This is a genomic window from Pseudomonas sp. J452 (assembly GCF_024666525.1).
Lineage (GTDB): Bacteria > Pseudomonadota > Gammaproteobacteria > Pseudomonadales > Pseudomonadaceae > Aquipseudomonas.
The window spans coordinates 1,386,571-1,405,075 of sequence record NZ_CP088294.1; the positions used below are offsets into that span (position 1 = coordinate 1,386,571).

The window sequence follows — 18,505 nt, forward strand, 5'->3', positions numbered from 1 at the left end:
GATCCCCGCTCCTTATCAGGTATTAGCAGATGAAACGTCCCAGTGGCCGTGCCCCTTCCCAGTTGCGCAACGTACGCATCACCCGCAACTACACCAAGCATGCCGAGGGCTCGGTACTGGTCGAGTTCGGCGACACCAAGGTCATCTGCACCGCCAGCGTCGAGTCCGGCGTGCCGCGCTTCCTCAAGGGTCAGGGCCAGGGCTGGTTGACCGCCGAGTACGGCATGCTGCCGCGCGCCACCGGCGACCGTAATCAGCGCGAAGCCAGCCGTGGCAAGCAGGGTGGGCGTACCCTGGAAATCCAGCGCCTGATCGGCCGCTCGCTGCGCGCCGCGCTGGACATGAGCAAGCTGGGCGAGAACACCATCTACATCGACTGCGATGTGATCCAGGCCGACGGCGGTACCCGCACCGCGTCCATCACCGGCGCCATGGTCGCCCTGGTCGATGCGTTGAAGCTGCTGAAGAAACGTGGCGCGCTGAAGGGCGAGCCGCTCAAGCAGATGATCGCCGCAGTTTCCGTGGGTATCTACCAGGGTGAGCCGGTGCTCGACCTCGACTACCTGGAAGACTCCGCCGCCGAAACCGACCTCAACGTGGTGATGACCAGCGCTGGCGGTTTCATCGAAGTGCAAGGCACCGCCGAAGGCGCGCCCTTCCAGCCGGAAGAGCTGAATGCCATGCTCGCCCTGGCCCAGCAGGGCATGCGCGAGCTGTTCGAGTTGCAGCAGGCGGCACTGGCCGACTGATTCCTTCCCCCGTCAGGAGACGAAGCATGGATGAGCAGAATATTTCCCCCGCACCGAGCCAGGAAGCCCGCCAGTGGGCGATGTTCTGCCACTTTGCGGCCTTCATCGGCCTGCTGATTCCCTTTGGCAATCTGCTCGGCCCGCTGATTGTCTGGCAGCTCAAGCGTGATCTCGATCCCTTCGTCGATGACCAGGGCAAGGAGGCGCTGAACTTCCATATCACCGTGTCCATTGCCGCGCTGGTATGCATGCTGCTGGCCGTGGTGGTGATCGGTTTCCTGCTGCTGCCGCTACTCGGTCTGGCCGCCCTGGTGCTGACCATCATCGGCGGGATCAAGGCCAACGAAGGCAAGCTCTACCGCTATCCGCTGTGCTGGCGCCTGGTCAAATAGCCTGGCGCGCCGTGCCGGCTCCGCTCGGGGCCGGTTGTTTCATTCCCCCTCTGTTAAGTAAGGAAAGCTGACGTGGCTGGAGCCAACCTGTTAACCCTGCTCGATGATATTGCCAGCGTGCTGGACGATGTGTCGGTGATGACCAAGGTGGCGGTGAAGAAGACCGCTGGTGTGCTCGGCGATGACCTGGCGCTGAATGCCCAGCAGGTCACCGGGGTCAAGGCTGACCGCGAGTTGCCGGTGGTCTGGGCGGTGGCCAAGGGCTCGCTGATCAACAAGCTGATCCTGGTGCCCGCTGCCCTGCTGATCAGTGCTTTCGCGCCCTGGGCGGTGACGCCGCTGCTGATGCTTGGCGGCGCCTTCCTGTGTTTCGAGGGCTTCGAGAAGCTGGCGCACAAGTTCCTGCATAGCCAGGCGGAGGACGCCAGTCATCATGCCGAGCATGTACAGGCCCTGGTCGATCCGGCGGTGGATATGCAGGCCTTCGAGAAGGACAAGATCAAGGGCGCGGTGCGTACCGACTTCATCCTCTCGGCGGAAATCATCGCCATCACCCTCGGCGTGGTGGCCAGTCAGCCCTTCCTGCAGCAGGTTACTGTGCTGTCCGGTATCGCCCTGCTGATGACCGTGGGTGTCTATGGTCTGGTCGCCGGTATCGTCAAGCTGGACGATGCCGGGTTGTACCTCAGTCAGCGCGCCAGTGCGGCGCTGCAAGCCTGCGGTCGCGGCATCCTGTGGCTGGCGCCGTGGCTGATGAAGTTGCTGTCGGTGGTGGGCACTGCGGCCATGTTCATGGTCGGTGGCGGCATCCTCACCCATGGCATTCCCGGTGCCCATGCGCTGATTCATCACTGGGTCGAGGCGGTTGCCGGCATTGCGGCTATCGGCGGGGTCTTGGCTGTGCTCACGCCGACCCTGATCGACGCGCTGTTCGGGGTGCTGGTCGGTGCCCTGGTGCTGGGCCTGGTCAGTGTGGCCGGCAAGGCCTGGGGTGCACTGCGCGGCGGTGCTACCGGCTAGGGTGTGGAGCTGGCTGCTTAGAACCTGTTTATGATCTTTTGAGCTAGAGCCAGGCAAGGCGCAACGACCAACGGGAGTAACAGTCGCAGGCTGGCCCGAAGGGTGAGCGCCAGCGAATCAATTGGGAGAGGACGCGGAGTTTACGAGTTGTAAATGAGCAGTCCGAGCCCGGTTTCAACGCAGCATGGCCGACGATCAAGAGATCCGAGGCGGGTTCTTAGACGCTAAGCAGCCAGTCGTAATCGACAATCAGCGGCGCGTGCTGGGAGAAGCGCGGCTGACGCGGCAGCTTGGCATTGCGCACGGAGCGGCGCATGCCGGGGGTCAGCAGTTGGTAGTCGAAGCGCCAGCCAAGGTTGAGCATGTCGGCCTGTTCGCTGTCCGGCCACCAGCTGTACTGCTCGCCTTCGCGGCTGACTTCGCGCAGCGCATCGACATAGCCCATGGTACCGATCACTTCGTCCAGCCAGGCCCGTTCCGGGGCGAGGAAGCCCGGCAGTTGCTGGCAGTCGCGCCAGTTCTTCACGTCGAGTTTCTGGTGGGCGACATACAGCGAGCCGCAGTAGATGTACTCGCGGCGCTTGCGGCGTTGTTTGTCCAGGTAGCTGGTGAAGTCGTCGATGAACTTGAACTTCTGGTTGAGGCTCTCGTCGCCGCCCTGGCCGGAAGGCAGCAGTACGGTGGCGATGCTGACCTTGTCGAAGTCCGCTTGCAGGTAGCGCCCGTAGCGATCCGCCATCTCGAAGCCGAGGCCGTGGATCACCGCCTTGGGTTGCAGGCGCGAATACAGTGCCACGCCACCCTGCTCGGGTATTTCGCCATCGGCTGCGTAGAGGAAGTAACCATCCAGCTGAAACGCCGGATCGTCCAGTTCGACGGAGGAGGCGCGGGTATCCTGCAGGCAGATCACGTCGGCATTCTGGGCTTGCAGCCAGCTGAGCAAACCGCGCTCGACCGCCCCCTGAATGCCATTCACGTTGACACTGATGATCCGCATAAATAGCCCCCAAAAAGTCGGGTAGCCCCGGATCATTACTGATCCAGGGCCCCCTCAGAACCGTACGTGCGAGTTTCCCCGCATACGGCTCAAGCTTACAAAAGCCAGCTACATAGCTGGCCGGCAACATTGGATAGCAATCTTATCATTCCAGACCGCTATATCGCAGAGCCACCTTGAGTTTCTGGCTGTGAGCCAGAGCATGACAGTTGGGATGAAGCAGCACACGGTTGCACAAGGTGTCTGGCCCGCCGTCCACCCGCCTGATGACGTGGTGGTCGTGCCAGCCAGTTTCCTTGCTCACCGCTTGCCCGCACAGGGCACAAAGGCCCCGCTGTCTGCGGAAGAGGCTGAGAATCTGTCCCCGATAGCGCAGCTTGTGCTGCATCCGTTGAACCCTCAGTGCTTCCCATTTCAGCTCGTGCTCCACGTCATAGGGCTGATAATCACCCGGCAGACGCTTGTGACGCACGATTGCGGTCTCCGCCAGGCTATACAGCCGACGAAGTTGCCTTTCTCCCTTGCCATTCTTGTAGGGATGCGCAAACACCCAATTTCGCCCGCCTATGGATTGGAAGTATTTATTCCTGATCCAGTCAGCCTGCTTCTTCGGATGCCTACGCTTCGCCCACCTCCAGATTCGCCAAAAAATGAGGCTATCCAGCTTGCTGAAGGTTTCTTTCGCCACGACCGGGGAGTGGTATTGCGCCCACCCCTTCAGTACCGGGTTTAGTTGGCCGATTAACGCTTCCTGCGTCATGGCCCCGCTGTTTTTGATGATCTCCCGCACCTTCCGATAAAACGCCGAGGCGTTTTTCTTCGAGGGTTTGATCAACAGCTTAGCCTTCCTATACGGCGATTTCGGCACGTACTTCCTGAAGTTCCACCCGAGAAAATCGAAGCCTTCGGTGATGCATACGATCTGCGTTTTCTCCTGGGACAGCGCAACCCCTCGTACCGACAGGAATTGCTCCACCCAAGGCTTGATCTCGCTTTCCAGCAGCTCTTTCGAGTCCGCCAGGATCACGAAATCATCCGCATAGCGCACCACCTGAACCTTGGTTTTCTTGGCCTTTTTGGTTCCCAGCAGTTGGGCCAGGTGGCCTTTCAGCTGAGTCTCCAGGCTATTCAGAGTGGCGTTGGCCAGGCAGGGGGAGATGATCCCTCCCTGCGGCGTTCCGGCCTCCGTAGCCATGATTTGTCGCCGGTCAATGACCCCGGCCTTCAACCATTTGCGCAGTACCGCTCTGTCCATCGGGACATTTCGGCACAGCCAGTCATGGTTGATATTGTCGAAGAACGCTTTGATGTCTCCCTCCAGGATCCATACCGGCGCCGTTTGTGGTGCCAGCAGGTGGAAGAGTTCAACCATCGCATCGGCGGTCGAGCGGTCAGGGCGGAAGCCATAACTTTTCGGATCGCTGGTGCTCTCGATGACAGGTTCCAGTGCTTGCAGGTAAAGCGCTTGCATGGCCCGATCCAACATCGTCGGGATGCCCAAAGGGCGCTTTTCCTGCTTACCAGGCTTGGGAATCCACACCCGCCGAAGCGGCTGCGGCCTGTAGCCTCGTTTTTTCGACAGACGCATCACGGCTCGGAGCTTGGCTTGGGGCGATCCCCAGGTTTCTCCATCGACGCCCGGTGTCTTGCGACCCCGGTTCTCCGTGACTCGTCTCACAGCCAAACAGCGGCCGTGAAACGAGTGGGTCAGCATCCGTTGCAGGCGTTTAACCCTGCGCCAGTTACCTTCCCGTGTTGCCTGCGCAATCTTTAGCTGCGTTTTCCGAACAGAGGTCTGAACCTTGGCCCAATCGAGATCGTGCCAGTTCATTGCTCCATCGCAGGACGCAGACGTAACCGGTGTTGCTGGTTGCGTTTTCATACAGTCCTCCTGAGGTAAACCAACCGTCAGGACGGACTCTCCCCTAGGGGCAGAATCCACCCCTAGGGTCGTTATTACGCTGGAATCAGCGGCTCTTTTTGCGCTCGTAAACCAGATGCACGTCAGCCAGGGTTGCCCCTGCCGGTGATGTTTCAACCGGTATGCAGCCCATTACAGGCAGCCCTTCGCTTTTTGCATCCTCCTATTCCCCACACCCATCAGCGCCCCTTGCGGTTTGCCTGCCTTGCCAATGTTGCTGGCAGGGCGAGTGGTCGGGATTGCCACGTTCCCCGAGTCGCATCAATTCCCCGTTTAGGCTCCGTCTTTCCCCCGGCAACTAGGGTGATACCGCGTCGTAACACGTGACTACGACGACCAGCTGCATTGCCTTTTGGCTGGGGCCAATAATTGCCGTAGGCCCGTCCATACTTACGAGGGTTCCGTCGACGATTCACATGCGTTAGCCATGCGGGTTGGGTCACTAGCCCCCGTGCATCCGTGCAATTCGGATACACCACGCTCTCCGTTACCGGATTACGTTTCTCTTGCGAGACAGGGCATTGTGGATCGGGCTTCACACCCCGGGGTTGGCCCCCGACGCATGCCGATCTAGTGAACTGGCGGGTATACGCCAGGCTCGGTACTCCCTGAGTAAGCAGAGTTGAGCAATGCGATTCGGAGCTTGCGCTCCGTGCTTGGACAAGACACCTCCAGCGTCTCTCGACGGTGGCGAGGGCCAAAGCAGCCAAGTCGCCCAGGAGATGAATTGCACCCCTGAGGGCGTAATTCACCCTTGGGGTTCTTGAGATGCTTAGTAACAATCCCGGAGGATAGGATTGCTCTTTGTTTGGCGTTTTAGATCAAATTTTAGCCATTTAAGGCCGAATTTGAGACGCACTTTCCCTGACTGGCAGGGATTTCGCACCCCCGCGAGCGGGTCTTTTTAGGCTTAACAAAGCCAGGCTCTAGTGCTTCTTCTGACTTCAACCCCTTGATAGCAAAGGGCTTGGTGTCATGGGGAAGCTCCCCAACCAAGCACGACACGACCATGCGTGTCGCACCACCTGCGTGTATGATACCTGAGCTCATTCCTAATTAGCCAAATTCATAGCTATAACCGTGTCGTCCGGGGCTTTTCATGCAGGCGTACCAGCGCGAATTCATCCGTTTTGCCATCGAACGCGGCGTGCTGCGCTTCGGTGAGTTCACCCTCAAATCCGGGCGCACCAGCCCCTATTTCTTCAATGCCGGCCTGTTCAGCAGCGGTCTGGCCCTGGCCAAGCTGGGGCGCTTCTATGCCTCGGCGCTGGTCGATAGCGGCATCGACTTCGATGTGCTGTTCGGCCCGGCCTACAAGGGCATTCCGCTGGCGGCCGCGACTGCAGTGGCCCTGGCCGAGCAGCATGAGCGCGATCTGCCCTGGTGCTTCAACCGCAAGGAGGCCAAGGACCATGGCGAAGGCGGAACCCTGGTCGGCGCACCGCTGACTGGGCGGGTAATGATTGTCGACGATGTGATCACGGCCGGTACGGCGATCCGCGAAGTGATGCAGATTATCCAGGCCCAGGGCGCTCAGGCCGCTGGCGTGCTGATTGCGCTGAACCGCCAGGAACGTGGTCAGGGCGAGCTGTCGGCCATCCAGGAAGTCGAGCGCGACTACGGCATGCCGGTGGTCAGCATTGTCTCGCTGGAGCAGGTACTCGACTATCTGGCGGGGGATGCTGAACTGAAGAAGCACCTGCCCGCCGTAGAGGCTTATCGCGCGCAATACGGAATTTAGCCTCAAAACAACTACAACAAGGGTCTGTCATGCTCAAACCCGCGGTGCTGTGCTGGACGTTGTGCTGGGCTCTTTGGTCGTCGCTGGTTGCGGCCACGGAAATGTATCGCTACGTCGACGAGCGCGGGGTGACCGTGATCGATCGCCTCGGCGTGCCGCCCGAACATGTGGCCAGGGGTTATGAGGTGCTCAACGAGCAGGGGCGGGTGGTCAAGGTCGTGCCGCCGGCTCCGAGTGCCGAAGAGCGCCAGCGTCTGGCGGAGGAGAAGGCCAAGGCGTCCTCCGATGCCCAGTTGCTGCGCATCTATTCCGAAGTCGGCGATGTCGATCGCGCCCGTGATCGCAAGCTGGCCGAGCTAGACGGCGCGATCAGTGTGGCGCAGAGCAACTTGCAGTCCCTGCGCACCCAGCAGGGCAGCCTGCAGGCCAAGGCAGCCGAATTCGAACGGGCGGGTCGTCAGGTTCCCGAGCATCTGCTGGTGCAGATCGAGAACCTGAAGATTGAGCAGGCCGGCGTGGAGAAGGACATCAGTCGCTACCGGGAAACCCGGCTCAGCGAAGAGGCGGCGTTTGCCGCCGACCGCGCGCGCCTGCTGGAGTTGCGTGGGCGCTGAGGTGATAGGCGGCCGGCAGGTGCCGGCCGCGCTACAGCCTCAGAGCCTGTTTACGGTCTCCTGGCTGTCGGCCATCCGGCGTTAAAAGTGGCCTCAAAATGCTCATTTACAACTCGTAAATTGCGCTTTTTCGGCCACTTTTGCCTTGTCTGGCTCTAATCCAGAAGATCGTAAACAGCCTCTTAACGGTGGTGCTTACGGTTGCTGATCAGGGTGCCGACACCGCTGTCGGTGAAGATTTCCAGCAGTACCGCGTTAGGCACCCGGCCATCGATGATGTGCGCGCTGGTCACGCCGCCTTGCACGGCTTCCAGGGCGCAGCGGATCTTCGGCAACATGCCGCCGTAGATGGTGCCGTCGGCGATCAGGCTGTCCACCTGTTCGGTGGTCAGCCCGGTGAGCACCTCGCCCTGCTTGTCCAGCAGGCCGGCGATGTTGGTCAGCAGCATCAGCTTCTCGGCCTTCAGCGCTTCGGCCACCTTGCCGGCGACCAGGTCGGCGTTGATGTTGTACGACTCGCCTTCGGCGCCGACGCCAATCGGCGCGATCACCGGGATGAAGTCGCCTTTCACCAGCATGTTGAGCAGGTCGGTGTTGACCCCGACCACTTCGCCGACATGGCCGATGTCGATGATCTCCGGCTGGGTCATTTCCGGCGTTTTGCGGGTGACCTGCAGCTTCTTGGCGCGGATCAGTTCGGCGTCCTTGCCGGTCAGGCCGATGGCGCTGCCGCCATGCTGATTGATCAGGTTGACGATGCTCTTGTTGACCTGGCCGCCGAGGACCATTTCCACCACGTCCATGGTGGCGGTGTCGGTGACGCGCATGCCGTCGATGAAGTGGCTCTCGATCGACAGGCGCTTGAGCAGGTCGCCGATCTGCGGGCCGCCGCCATGCACCACCACCGGATTGATGCCCACCGCCTTCATCAGCACGATGTCGCGGGCGAAGCCTTCCTTGAGTTCTTCGCTTTCCATGGCGTTGCCGCCGTACTTGATCACCAGCGTCTTGCCGACGAAGCGACGGATATAGGGCAGCGCTTCGGACAGGACCTTGGCGACGTTGGTGGCGGCATCACGTTCGAGGGTCATTGCAGACGGGGCTCCGGGGCAGATCAGAAGGGCAGGTTGAGTTCAGGGGCGACGGTGTAGAGCTGGGCGCGGAACACTTCCTTGATCCGTTCCAGTTCTTCCTGGGTTTCCGCTTCGAAGCGCAAGACCAGCACCGGCGTGGTGTTGGAGGCGCGTACCAGGCCCCAGCCCTTCTGGTAGTCGACGCGTACGCCGTCCAGGGTGGTCAGGTTGGCATCGCCCCACACGCCATCGCGCTGCAGGCGATCGATCAGGCGGAACTTGTTCTCATCGGTGACGGTGATGTTGATCTCCGGGGTGGAGATATCCGCCGGGAAGGCCGCGAACACCTGTTCCGAGTTGCGTTTTTCCTGGCTGAGGATTTCCAGCAGGCGCGCGGCACTGTAGATGCCGTCGTCGAAGCCGAACCAGCGCTCCTTGAAGAAGATGTGCCCGCTCATCTCGCCGGCCAGCAGGGCGCCGGTTTCCTTCATCTTCTTCTTGATCAGCGAGTGGCCGGTCTTCCACATCACCGGACGGCCGCCGTAGCCGCTGATCAGCGCGCCCAGGCGGCGGGTGCATTTGACGTCATAGATGATGTCGGCGCCGGGATTGCGCGATACCACGTCCTTGGAGAACAGCATCATCAGGCGGTCGGGGAAGACCATGTTGCCGGCATTGGTCACCACGCCGACGCGGTCGCCGTCGCCGTCGAAGGCCAGGCCCAGGTCGGCGCCTTCGGCTTTTACCCGGGCGATCAGGTCGACCAGGTTTTCCGGTTTGCCCGGATCCGGGTGGTGGTTGGGGAAGTTGCCGTCGACCTCACAGAACAGCGGGATCACGGTGCAGCCCAGCGCTTCGATCAGCTGCGGGGCGATGACCCCGGCCACGCCGTTACCGCAGTCGACCACCACCTTCATCGGCTTGGCCAGGGCGATATCGTCGCGGATCTGCTTGAAATAGCGGTCGAGGATATCGAGCTGCTCGATGCTGCCGACGCCGCTGGCCAGATCGTTGTTGTCGATACGGGTTTTCAGCGCCTGGATCTGTTCGTTGGCCTGGGTGTCGCCGGCGATGACGATCTTGAAGCCGTTGTAGTCCGGCGGGTTGTGGCTGCCGGTGAGCATGACCCCGGACTTGCCTTCCAGCACGTTGGTGGCGAAATACAGCACCGGCGTCGGCACCATGCCGATATCGGTGACCTGGCAGCCGCAGTCGAGCAGACCCTGGATCAGCTGTTGCACCAGCTGTGGGCCGGACAGGCGGCCGTCACGGCCCACGGCGACGCAGGGCTCGCCCTTGGCCAGGCTTTCCGAACCGATGGCGCGGCCGATCCAGTAGGCGGCTTCGCTGGTCAGGGTGTCGCCGACCACGCCACGGATGTCGTAGGCGCGGAAGATGCTGGCGGGCAGTTTCGGTGGGGTTTGTCGGGCGCTTGCCACAGGTGTTTGCTCCAATCCCAGGAGATCCTGGTCTTCGTCGAGAATGTCGATATCGAGAATATCGGTGTCTTGAAACAACGGGTCGGCCAGAGCTGCTGGCTTGCTTGCTGTCTCTGCTTTGGCGGTGCTGGCACCGCCGGCCTCCGCAGAGGCGCTTTCCTGCTTGCGGCGCGGCATGCGCGCCAGGGTCTGGGCCAGGCTGTCGAGTGCCTGCAGGCTGAGGCTGAAGGCCTTGACCGACTTGCCGCTGGAGAGTTCCTGGATCATCTGGCCCAGCTGGCGTACGTCATTGCGCAGACGGCCATGCAGCTGGTTCTGCACCAGGAACAGACCGAGCAGGGCGCCGCCCGCCGCCAGCAGCAGGGCGAGGCCGAGCAGCATGGGCGACAGCGCGGGTGCCTGCAGGTTCGGCCCAGGCGTGAAGCTGAGCTTCCAGTTCGGGTTGCCGGTATCGAACAGCTTGGCGACACCTGCCCCAGGCTCGCCGCGCTCGCTGAGGAGCTGCTCGGCAGTGCTGCCGAATTGCTGGCTGAGTTGCACCTGGCCAATCCCGGCGGGCACTGCTGGCAGGGTGTTGAGCAGGCGCTCGAGGTCGACCACCAGCAGCAGGGTGCCCGGCGATCGGCTGCCATCGCTGCCAGCCAGTGCCGCCGCGCTGTAGACCAGCCAGCGTTCGCCGACCTTGTAGGCCTCCGGCGCAGGGGCCTGGCCACTTTCCAGGCGGCGCAGCAGGTCGAGGGCGGCGAAGTTCATCGGCCCGCTGCGACCGACATCCAGGGCGGCGCGGCCCGTGGCGTTCAGGTGCACGTCGACCACACCCTGCCAGTGCTGCTGGCTGCGTTCGGCAGCGCTAATGATGCTTTTGTCGGCACTTTGCAGGGCGACCAGCAGGGCCGGGTTGGCGGCGGCAGCCTGGGTATCGGCTTGCAGTTGTTGCAGCGCCTGCTGCACGGCGCTGGCCTGGTTGTTGCCCCAGGCGTCGATCAGTTGCTGTTGTTGCAGCTGATCACGGCTAGCCAGGCTGAACCACAGCAGCAGGCTGCCGATCAGCAATCCCGTCAGGGCGGCAAGCGCACCTGGCAGCAGGGCCTTGTGCTCATTGCCACGCGGGGCGGCAGTGGCGATAACCTCGACGCTGACCGGAACGGTGCTGTCGTTGTCCTTGGCGGTGCGCTTGAAGAGTTTCACCAAACGTCTCCTGGGCAATTCATCCTGGAATTAATAGGCTCAGTGGCTGCCGGAATGGCCAAAACCACCGGCGCCGCGCTGGCTTTCATCGAACTGTTCGACCAGTTCAAAGTGCGCCTGCACCACGGGAACCAGCATCAGCTGTGCAATTCGCTCGCCAACGGCGATGGTGAAGGGCGTCTGCCCGCGGTTCCAGCAAGACACCATCAGTTCGCCCTGGTAGTCGGAGTCGATCAGGCCGACCAGGTTGCCGAGCACGATGCCGTGCTTATGGCCGAGGCCCGAGCGCGGCAGGATCAACGCGGCCAGGCCCGGATCGCCGATGTAGATCGACAGGCCGGTGGGGATCAGCAGGGTCTGGCCGGGCTCCAGCACCGTGTCCTGCTTGAGCATGGCGCGCAGGTCGAGGCCCGCCGAGCCGGGGGTGGCGTATTGCGGCAGGGGGAAGTCACTGCCCAGGCGCGGGTCGAGAATCTTGGCTTGCAAAGCGTGCATGTCAGGCCCTGTGAACGGTCGGAAGTGGGTCAGGCGCGGTTGAGGCGCTCGGCAATGAAGGCTACCAGCTGACGGGCGATCTTGCCTTTGCTGGTCTGGGCAAAACTGCTGGCCTGCAACTCGCGGTCGATGATGGTGATGGCGTTTTCCTCGCTGTTGAAGCCGATCGTGGGGTTGGCCACGTCATTGGCGACGATCAGGTCGAGGTTCTTGTCCTTCAGCTTGCGCGCCGCGTAGCCGAGCAGGTTCTCGGTTTCGGCGGCAAAGCCCACGCTGAACGGGCGATCGGCACGGCCGGTGAGGGTGGCGAGGACATCCGGGTTGCGCACCAGTTGCAGGAGCAGGCCATCACCGGTGGTGGGGTCCTTCTTCAGTTTGTGCTGGGCGACCACTTCCGGGCGGTAGTCGGCGACGGCGGCCGAGGCGATCAGCAGGTCGCAGGGCATGGCGGCTTCGCAGGCGGCGAGCATGTCGCGGGCGCTGACCACGTTGATGCGGGTGACCCGGTCCGGGGTGGGTAGGTGCACCGGGCCGGTGATCAGGGTCACCTTGGCGCCGGCCTCCACCGCGGCCTCGGCCAGGGCGAAGCCCATCTTGCCGGAGCTGTGGTTGGTGATGTAACGCACCGGATCGATGTTTTCCTGGGTCGGTCCGGCGGTGATCAGTACGTGTTTGCCGCTCAGGCTTTGGCGCTGGAAGCAGTCGGCGGCGCGCTGCGCCAACTCTTCCGCTTCGAGCATGCGGCCGGGGCCGACATCGCCGCAGGCCTGGCTGCCGGCTGCCGGGCCGAACAGACGCAGGCCGCGGCTTTCCAGCAGTTGCGCATTGGCCTGGGTGGCCGGATCGCGCCACATGGCCTGGTTCATCGCCGGGGCCAGGGCCACAGTGGCGTCGGTGGCCAATACCAGGGTGGTCAGCAGGTCGTCGGCCACGCCCTGGGCCAGACGGGCCATCAGGTCGGCGGTGGCTGGGGCGATCAGCACCAGGTCGGCCCACTTGGCCAGCTCGATATGGCCCATGGCCGCCTCGGCTTCCGGGTCGAGCAGATCGAGATGCACCGGATGGCCGGACAGGGCCTGCAGGGTCAGCGGGGTAATGAACTCGCGGCCGCCGCGGGTCATCACCACGCGCACTTCGGCGCCTTGGTCGCGCAGGCGGCGAACCAGTTCGGCACTCTTGTAGGCGGCAATGCCGCCACCGACGCCCAGGACGATGCGTTTCCGATACAGCCGCTGCATAGGCCTGCCTTAATAATGTGGTGTGGATAGCAACGCGATGAGAGACGCCTCCCCAGGCCAGTCACCGCGCCAAAAAGCCGGGCTAAGATAGCACAGGGCCCGCGCCGGAACAGCGGGCCGCCTGACAGGGAGATGTCATGAGTATTCGCGATTGGCCCGCGGCGGAGCGCCCGCGGGAGAAGCTGCTGGAGATGGGTGCGGGCGCCCTGAGTGACGCCGAGTTGCTGGCGATCTTCCTGCGTACCGGGGTGGCTGGGCAGAGTGCGGTAGACCTGGCGCGCCACCTGCTGGGGGATTTCGGCAGCCTGCGCGCGCTGCTCGAGGCCGACCTGCCGTCCTTCAGCCAGCGTCTGGGCCTGGGCCCGGCCAAGTTCGCCCAGTTGCAGGCGGTGCTGGAGATGGGCCGCCGCCATCTGGCCGAGCGGCTCAAGCGCGATTCCGCCCTGGAAAGCCCGCAGGCGGTGCGCGACTACCTCAAGGCGCGCCTGCGTCATGAGCCCCATGAAGTGTTCGGTTGCCTGTTCCTCGATGCCAAGCACCGGGTCATCGAGTTCGAGGCGCTGTTTCACGGCAGCATCGATGGCGCCAGCGTCTACCCGCGGCAAGTGGTCAAGCGCGCCCTGGCGCACAACGCGGCGGCGGCGATCCTGGTGCACAACCACCCGTCGGGGGTTGCCGAGCCCAGCCAGGCCGATCGCGTGCTGACCGAGCGCCTCAAGGAGGCGCTGGCACTGATCGAAGTGCGCGTGCTCGACCACTTCATCGTCGGCGACGGCGAACCGCTGTCCATGGCCGAATTCGGCTGGGTCTAGGCCTTACTTGAGCTGCACCTTGGCAAAATCCTGGCGGCCGAACGGATTGACCTGATAGCCCTGCACAGTGCTGCGCAACAGGGCGAAGGCAGTCGGATGGGCCAGCGGCAGCCAGAGTGCCTGCTGCTGGATAATCGCCTGGGCCTGCTGGTACAGGTCGCTGCGCGCTGCTTGCTCGGCGCTGAGCTTGCCGTCGGCGATCAGCTTGTCCAGTTGCGGGTCGCAGAAACGCGCGAAATTCAGTCCGGACTGCAGCGAGGCGCAGGAAAACTGCGGGGTGAGGAAGTTGTCCGGGTCGCCATTGTCGCCGGCCCAGCCCATGAACAGCAGGTCATGCTCGCCGGCCTTGGCGCGCTTGATCAGCTCGCCCCATTCGATCACGCGGATCTCGGCGCGGATGCCGACCTTGGCCAGGTCGGCCTGTAGCAGCTGCGCGCCGAGGGCCGGATTGGGGTTGAGCAGGCTGCCCGATGGGCGGGTCCAGATCGTCGTACTGAAACCGTTGGCCAGCCCGGCCTCGGCCAGCAGCGCCTTGGCTTTGGCCGGGTCGTGGGCGTAGCCGGGCAGGTCCTTGGCGTAGCTCCAGGTGGTCGGTGGGTAGGGGCCGCTGGCGGCTGTGGCGCTGCCCTCGAACACCGCCTGCAGGTAGCTGGCCCTGTCGAAGGCCAGGTTGATCGCCTGGCGCACCTGGGGCTTGTCCAGCGGCGGGTGCTGGCTGTTGAGGGCGACGAAGGCAGTCATGAAGGCCGGCGTCTCGCTGATCCGCAGGCTCGGGGCCTGACGCGCCGCCTGCACATCCAGCGGTTTGGGCGACAGGGCGATCTGGCATTCGTTGCGGCGCAGCTTCTGCAGGCGCACGTTGGCATCCGGGGTGATGGCGAAGATCAGGCCGTCCACCGCGGGCTTGCCGGCGAAGTAGTCGGGGTTGGCCGTGTAGCGGATGGCCGCATCCTTCTGGAAACGCTTGAGGATGAACGGGCCGGTGCCCACCGGGGCGCTGTTGAGCTTCTCCGGCGTGCCGGCCTGCAGCAGTTGCGCGGCGTATTCGGCCGAGTAGATCGAGGCGAAGCCCATGCTCAGGGTGGCGAGGAAGGTGGCGTCCGGGCGATTGAGGGTGAAGCGCACCTGTTGTGCGCCCACGGGCTCGATGCGCTTGATCAGCGCCGGCAGCTGCATCGACTGGGCATGCGGATAGCCGCCGGGCGCGCTCTTGTGCCAGGGGTGGGCGGGGTCGAGCATGCGCTGGAAGCTGAACAGCACGTCATCGGCGTTCAGCTCGCGGCTCGGGCTGAACCACTCGGTGCGTTGGAATTTCACCCCGGGGCGCAGCTGGAAGTCCCATACCAGGCCGTCGTCCGATACCGACCAGCTTTGCGCCAGGCTCGGCTGCAGCTGGCCGCTGGTGGCGTCGAACTCGACCAGGCGGTTCATCAGTACGTCGGCCGAGGCGTTGGTGGTGGTCAGTGCGTTGTACTGCACCACGTCGAAACCATCCGGGCTGGCCTCGGTGCACACGCTGAGCATGGCGGCCTGGCTCAGCAGTGGGGCGAACAGCAGGGGCAGGGCGGCAAGGCGCATGGGTATCTCCAGAGTGGCGACAGGCGGCAAGGGTCTAACCCTAGACCAAGGCGCGGGGCGGGACAATCAGCAGGTTGCGACGAGTGGTCGCCCGGCCTGCGTCGTCGCAACCCGGCAAAGTAGAGGGTTTGCGCCTTTGCGGCGCAGTTAACAAGGTACAGTTCGCCTTGCGACTGCTAGGGTGTTCTGGTATAAAGCAGCGCTCTTTTCTAGGGGCCCGCCTCCTGCGCAAGCAGACAAGCGCGGTAAGACCCCCCGAGAAACGTGGCGCTGAGCGCCAAATGACTATTAAGTTCAAGCGGCCAACCCATGCCGGGTTGGGCATGTGGTTTTAGAGGGCTGAGGCATGTCGAGAGTCTGTCAAGTTACTGGTAAGGGTCCAGTAACCGGGAACAAGGTTTCCCACGCAAACAACAAAACCCGTCGTCGTTTCCTGCCGAACCTGCAGCATCACCGCTTCTGGGTCGAGTCCGAGAAGCGTTTCGTGCGTCTGCGCGTTTCTGCCAAAGGCATGCGTATCATCGACAAGCGCGGCATTGACGTAATTCTGTCCGAGCTGCGCGCTCGCGGCGAAAAGGTTTAAGGAGCAAGTCATGCGTGAACTGATCCGTTTGGTGTCCAGCGCCGGTACCGGCCACTTCTACACCACAGACAAGAACAAGCGCACCACCCCGGATAAGATCGAAATGAAAAAATTCGATCCGACCATCCGTAAGCACGTGATGTACAAGGAAGCCAAGATCAAGTAATTGATCCGGCTCCCGCGAAAAGAACCCGCCTTAATCGGCGGGTTTTTTTTTGCCCGGAGAAAAGCCCAGGCGAAAAAAAGCCCGCGGGACGCGGGCGCAAGTTGCACAGGGTAAAACGGTGGGGCTGGCTTCAGAACCTGTTTTGGATCTTTTGAGCTAGAGCCAGGCAAGGCGGAATTGGGCGAGGACGCGGAGTTTACGAAGTGTAAATGAGCAGTACTCGTTTCACTCGCCCTTCGGGCCGCGCTAAAGCGCGTTAGCCGCAGGCGGCTTTCCGAGCCCGATTGACCAGCCTGCGGCTGTTACTGCGCTGCAACGCAGCATGGCCGACGATCAAGAGATCCTAAGCAGGTTCTCAGGCCTTTTGCTCGAACATCACATAGACCTTGCGGCACGGCTCCAGCACTTCCCAGGTGCCGGAGAAGCCGGCCGGGATGACGAAACGGTCGCCGGCGCGTACGGTCTTGGCGGTGCCGTGCTGGTCGCGCAGCACCGAGACGCCCTGGAGGATCTCGCAGTATTCGTGTTCGCTGTAGTTGACCGTCCAGTGGCCGACCGCGCCTTCCCAGATGCCGGCGTGGAACTGGCTGCAGGGGCTGCTGTAATGGTTGCGCACGCTTTGCTCGGGATCGCCCTTGAGAATCTTCTCGGCGGCGGGGCGGTAGTGCTCGGGCGCGGTGGTGGCGCTGGCGAAGTCGATGATCTGCTCGGTGTTCACGGGCGTGTCCATGTGTTGTGGGTTGTGGAATGAGCGATTGATCGCAGTCTATGTTTGATAAAACGAACATTGCAAGGCGCCTGGCGCCTTTCTGTCAAAAATATTGAAAAGGTACAGGGCTCTGGTTTAGTGTTACGGGCACGAAGGCCGGCAATCGGCCTGGCAGAATAATTGACAGTGCGTGTTGTCGATTTGCGACACGCTTCCACCGAGGATGCACCCCATGACTACCCTGACTCGTGCCGACTGGGAACAGCGCGCCAAGAGCCTGCAGATCGAAGGCCGCGCCTTCATCCACGGCGAATACACCGAAGCTGTTGCCGCTGCCACCTTCGAGTGCATCAGCCCGGTCGACGGCCGTCTGCTCGGCCTGATTGCCAGCTGCGACCTGGCCGACGCCGAGTTGGCGGTCAAGGATGCGCGCGCCACCTTCGAGTCCGGTGTGTGGTCGCGCATGAGTCCGGTGGCGCGCAAGGAAGTGATGATCCGCTTCGCCGACCTGATCGACGCCCACGCAGAAGAGCTGGCCCTGCTGGAAACCCTGGACATGGGCAAGCCGATCAGCGACTCGCTGAGCATCGACGTGCCGGCCGCCTCGCGCGCCATCCGCTGGAGCGGCGAAGCGATCGACAAGATCTATGACGAAGTGGCGGCCACCCCGCACAACGAGCTGGGCCTGGTCACGCGCGAGCCGATCGGCGTGGTCGCCGCCATCGTGCCGTGGAACTTCCCGCTACTGATGACCTGCTGGAAGCTCGGCCCGGCGCTGTCCACCGGTAACTCGGTAATCCTCAAGCCGTCCGAGAAGTCGCCGCTGACCGGTATCCGTATCGCCCAGCTGGCCATCGAGGCTGGTATCCCGGCCGGTGTATTCAACGTCCTGCCGGGCTTCGGTCACACTGTGGGCAAGGCCCTGGCCCTGCACATGGACGTCGACACCCTGGTGTTCACCGGTTCGACCAAGATCGCCAAGCAACTGATGGTCTACGCCGGCGAGTCGAACATGAAGCGCGTCTGGCTGGAAGCTGGCGGCAAGAGCCCGAACATCGTCTTCGCCGATGCGCCTGACCTGCAGGCTGCCGCCGAAGGTGCCGCCGGTGCCATCGCCTTCAACCAGGGCGAAGTCTGCACCGCCGGCTCGCGCCTGCTGGTGGAAAACTCGATCAAGGACAAGTTCGTGCCGCTGGTGGTCGAGGCGATCAAGGCCTGGAAACCGGGCAACCCGCTGGACCCGGCGACCAACGTCGGCGCCCTGGTCGATACCACCCAGCTGAACAACGTGCTGGCCTACATCCAGGCCGGCCATGACGACGGCGCCAAGCTGGTCGCCGGCGGTCAGCGCGTGCTGGAAGAAACCGGCGGCACCTATGTGCAGCCGACCATCTTCGACGGCGTGAACAACGCCATGCGCATCGCCAAGGAAGAGATCTTCGGCCCGGTACTGGCGGTGATCGGCTTCGACAGCACCGAAGAAGCCGTGGCCATCGCCAACGACAGCATCTACGGCCTGGCCGCCGGCATCTGGACCAGCAACCTGTCCAAGGCCCACCTGGTGGCCAAGGCCCTGCGTGCCGGTAGCGTGTGGATCAACCAGTACGACATGGGTGACATGACCGCGCCGTTCGGCGGCTTCAAGCAGTCCGGCAACGGCCGCGACAAGTCGCTGCACGCCTTCGACAAGTACACCGAGCTGAAAGCCACCTGGATCAAGCTGTAAGTACGCAGGACGATCTCCTGGTCGTCGGCCATACGGCGTTGCGTCCTCGCTTTTAATGCTCACG

Annotated in this window: 17 protein-coding genes; 9 read left to right on the forward strand and 8 right to left on the reverse strand. The window is 62.9% G+C overall.

Features of this window, described 5'->3' with window-relative positions; all coding sequences use genetic code 11:
* Nucleotides 1-29 precede the first annotated feature (29 nt).
* The 3 genes from rph to LRS11_RS06225 all read left to right on the forward strand — a co-directional run bounded on the left by rph (nucleotide 30) and on the right by LRS11_RS06225 (nucleotide 2,161).
* Nucleotides 30-749: a ribonuclease PH gene (gene rph, locus LRS11_RS06215; protein ID WP_173211077.1), complete on the forward strand. Its 720-nt coding sequence runs from the start codon at nucleotides 30-32 to the stop codon at nucleotides 747-749.
* A gap of 26 nt (nucleotides 750-775) precedes the next feature.
* Nucleotides 776-1,141 (forward strand): DUF4870 domain-containing protein, encoded by a 366-nt coding sequence (locus LRS11_RS06220; RefSeq protein ID WP_260496009.1) that lies wholly within the window; start codon nucleotides 776-778, stop codon nucleotides 1,139-1,141.
* Nucleotides 1,142-1,213: 72 nt separating this feature from the next.
* A complete protein-coding gene (locus LRS11_RS06225; protein WP_260496010.1) occupies nucleotides 1,214-2,161 on the forward strand; it encodes a DUF808 domain-containing protein in 948 nt (315 codons plus the stop codon).
* Between the two features lie 217 nt (nucleotides 2,162-2,378).
* Here the strand turns inward: LRS11_RS06225 and LRS11_RS06230 are convergent, their stop codons facing one another.
* Both LRS11_RS06230 and ltrA read right to left on the reverse strand, forming a co-directional pair.
* Nucleotides 2,379-3,158: an exodeoxyribonuclease III gene (locus LRS11_RS06230; protein WP_260496011.1), complete on the reverse strand. Its 780-nt coding sequence runs from the start codon at nucleotides 3,156-3,158 to the stop codon at nucleotides 2,379-2,381.
* 145 nt (nucleotides 3,159-3,303) lie between these two features.
* Nucleotides 3,304-5,040, reverse strand: coding sequence for a group II intron reverse transcriptase/maturase (gene ltrA / locus LRS11_RS06235; protein ID WP_260496012.1), 1,737 nt, complete (start codon nucleotides 5,038-5,040; stop codon nucleotides 3,304-3,306).
* A gap of 1,138 nt (nucleotides 5,041-6,178) precedes the next feature.
* Here ltrA and pyrE point away from each other — a divergent pair.
* Both pyrE and LRS11_RS06245 read left to right on the forward strand, forming a co-directional pair.
* A complete protein-coding gene (pyrE, locus tag LRS11_RS06240; protein ID WP_260496013.1) occupies nucleotides 6,179-6,820 on the forward strand; it encodes an orotate phosphoribosyltransferase in 642 nt (213 codons plus the stop codon).
* Between the two features lie 29 nt (nucleotides 6,821-6,849).
* Nucleotides 6,850-7,434 (forward strand): DUF4124 domain-containing protein, encoded by a 585-nt coding sequence (locus tag LRS11_RS06245; protein ID WP_260496014.1) that lies wholly within the window; start codon nucleotides 6,850-6,852, stop codon nucleotides 7,432-7,434.
* Nucleotides 7,435-7,616: 182 nt separating this feature from the next.
* Here the strand turns inward: LRS11_RS06245 and argB are convergent, their stop codons facing one another.
* The 4 genes from argB to coaBC all read right to left on the reverse strand — a co-directional run bounded on the left by argB (nucleotide 7,617) and on the right by coaBC (nucleotide 12,867).
* The gene (argB, locus tag LRS11_RS06250) at nucleotides 7,617-8,525 is read right to left on the reverse strand and encodes an acetylglutamate kinase (protein ID WP_260496015.1); all 909 of its coding nucleotides are present in this window, start codon (nucleotides 8,523-8,525) and stop codon (nucleotides 7,617-7,619) included.
* Between the two features lie 23 nt (nucleotides 8,526-8,548).
* A complete protein-coding gene (gene algC, locus LRS11_RS06255) occupies nucleotides 8,549-9,946 on the reverse strand; it encodes a phosphomannomutase/phosphoglucomutase (RefSeq protein ID WP_409519805.1) in 1,398 nt (465 codons plus the stop codon).
* Between the two features lie 1,227 nt (nucleotides 9,947-11,173).
* Complete coding sequence (gene dut / locus LRS11_RS06260; RefSeq protein WP_182832457.1) at nucleotides 11,174-11,629, reverse strand: dUTP diphosphatase; 456 nt, start codon at nucleotides 11,627-11,629, stop codon at nucleotides 11,174-11,176.
* A gap of 29 nt (nucleotides 11,630-11,658) precedes the next feature.
* The gene (gene coaBC / locus LRS11_RS06265) at nucleotides 11,659-12,867 is read right to left on the reverse strand and encodes a bifunctional phosphopantothenoylcysteine decarboxylase/phosphopantothenate--cysteine ligase CoaBC (protein ID WP_260496016.1); all 1,209 of its coding nucleotides are present in this window, start codon (nucleotides 12,865-12,867) and stop codon (nucleotides 11,659-11,661) included.
* Nucleotides 12,868-13,004: 137 nt separating this feature from the next.
* Between coaBC and radC the strand changes: the two genes are divergently transcribed.
* Nucleotides 13,005-13,679 (forward strand): RadC family protein, encoded by a 675-nt coding sequence (gene radC, locus LRS11_RS06270; RefSeq protein WP_173211097.1) that lies wholly within the window; start codon nucleotides 13,005-13,007, stop codon nucleotides 13,677-13,679.
* Between the two features lie 3 nt (nucleotides 13,680-13,682).
* Here radC and LRS11_RS06275 read toward each other — a convergent pair whose 3' ends face one another.
* Complete coding sequence (locus LRS11_RS06275) at nucleotides 13,683-15,257, reverse strand: ABC transporter substrate-binding protein (protein WP_260496017.1); 1,575 nt, start codon at nucleotides 15,255-15,257, stop codon at nucleotides 13,683-13,685.
* 346 nt (nucleotides 15,258-15,603) lie between these two features.
* Here LRS11_RS06275 and rpmB point away from each other — a divergent pair, with 346 nt between their 5' ends.
* Both rpmB and rpmG read left to right on the forward strand, forming a co-directional pair.
* Nucleotides 15,604-15,840 carry a 50S ribosomal protein L28 gene (rpmB, locus tag LRS11_RS06280; RefSeq protein WP_173211101.1) on the forward strand — a complete coding sequence of 79 codons (237 nt, stop codon included), beginning with the start codon at nucleotides 15,604-15,606 and terminating at the stop codon, nucleotides 15,838-15,840.
* A 10-nt stretch (nucleotides 15,841-15,850) separates the two neighbouring features.
* Nucleotides 15,851-16,006 (forward strand): 50S ribosomal protein L33, encoded by a 156-nt coding sequence (rpmG, locus tag LRS11_RS06285; RefSeq protein ID WP_173211103.1) that lies wholly within the window; start codon nucleotides 15,851-15,853, stop codon nucleotides 16,004-16,006.
* 355 nt (nucleotides 16,007-16,361) lie between these two features.
* Here the strand turns inward: rpmG and LRS11_RS06290 are convergent, their stop codons facing one another.
* Nucleotides 16,362-16,724, reverse strand: a complete 363-nt coding sequence (locus tag LRS11_RS06290; protein ID WP_260496872.1) for a cupin domain-containing protein — start codon at nucleotides 16,722-16,724, stop codon at nucleotides 16,362-16,364.
* 223 nt (nucleotides 16,725-16,947) lie between these two features.
* Between LRS11_RS06290 and LRS11_RS06295 the strand changes: the two genes are divergently transcribed.
* The gene (locus tag LRS11_RS06295) at nucleotides 16,948-18,441 is read left to right on the forward strand and encodes an aldehyde dehydrogenase (protein ID WP_260496018.1); all 1,494 of its coding nucleotides are present in this window, start codon (nucleotides 16,948-16,950) and stop codon (nucleotides 18,439-18,441) included.
* Nucleotides 18,442-18,505 lie beyond the last annotated feature (64 nt).

What these genes read in the sequence shown, in the direction of transcription:
- rph (WP_173211077.1), top strand. Translation starts at nt 30, where the DNA reads ATGAAACGTCCCAGTGGCCGTGCCCCTTCCCAGTTGCGCAACGTACGC.
- LRS11_RS06220 (WP_260496009.1), top strand. Translation starts at nt 776, where the DNA reads ATGGATGAGCAGAATATTTCCCCCGCACCGAGCCAGGAAGCCCGCCAG.
- LRS11_RS06230 (WP_260496011.1), bottom strand. Translation starts at nt 3,158, where the DNA reads ATGCGGATCATCAGTGTCAACGTGAATGGCATTCAGGGGGCGGTCGAG.
- ltrA (WP_260496012.1), bottom strand. Translation starts at nt 5,040, where the DNA reads ATGAAAACGCAACCAGCAACACCGGTTACGTCTGCGTCCTGCGATGGA.
- pyrE (WP_260496013.1), top strand. Translation starts at nt 6,179, where the DNA reads ATGCAGGCGTACCAGCGCGAATTCATCCGTTTTGCCATCGAACGCGGC.
- LRS11_RS06245 (WP_260496014.1), top strand. Translation starts at nt 6,850, where the DNA reads ATGCTCAAACCCGCGGTGCTGTGCTGGACGTTGTGCTGGGCTCTTTGG.
- argB (WP_260496015.1), bottom strand. Translation starts at nt 8,525, where the DNA reads ATGACCCTCGAACGTGATGCCGCCACCAACGTCGCCAAGGTCCTGTCC.
- dut (WP_182832457.1), bottom strand. Translation starts at nt 11,629, where the DNA reads ATGCACGCTTTGCAAGCCAAGATTCTCGACCCGCGCCTGGGCAGTGAC.
- coaBC (WP_260496016.1), bottom strand. Translation starts at nt 12,867, where the DNA reads ATGCAGCGGCTGTATCGGAAACGCATCGTCCTGGGCGTCGGTGGCGGC.
- radC (WP_173211097.1), top strand. Translation starts at nt 13,005, where the DNA reads ATGAGTATTCGCGATTGGCCCGCGGCGGAGCGCCCGCGGGAGAAGCTG.
- LRS11_RS06275 (WP_260496017.1), bottom strand. Translation starts at nt 15,257, where the DNA reads ATGCGCCTTGCCGCCCTGCCCCTGCTGTTCGCCCCACTGCTGAGCCAG.
- rpmB (WP_173211101.1), top strand. Translation starts at nt 15,604, where the DNA reads ATGTCGAGAGTCTGTCAAGTTACTGGTAAGGGTCCAGTAACCGGGAAC.
- rpmG (WP_173211103.1), top strand. Translation starts at nt 15,851, where the DNA reads ATGCGTGAACTGATCCGTTTGGTGTCCAGCGCCGGTACCGGCCACTTC.
- LRS11_RS06295 (WP_260496018.1), top strand. Translation starts at nt 16,948, where the DNA reads ATGACTACCCTGACTCGTGCCGACTGGGAACAGCGCGCCAAGAGCCTG.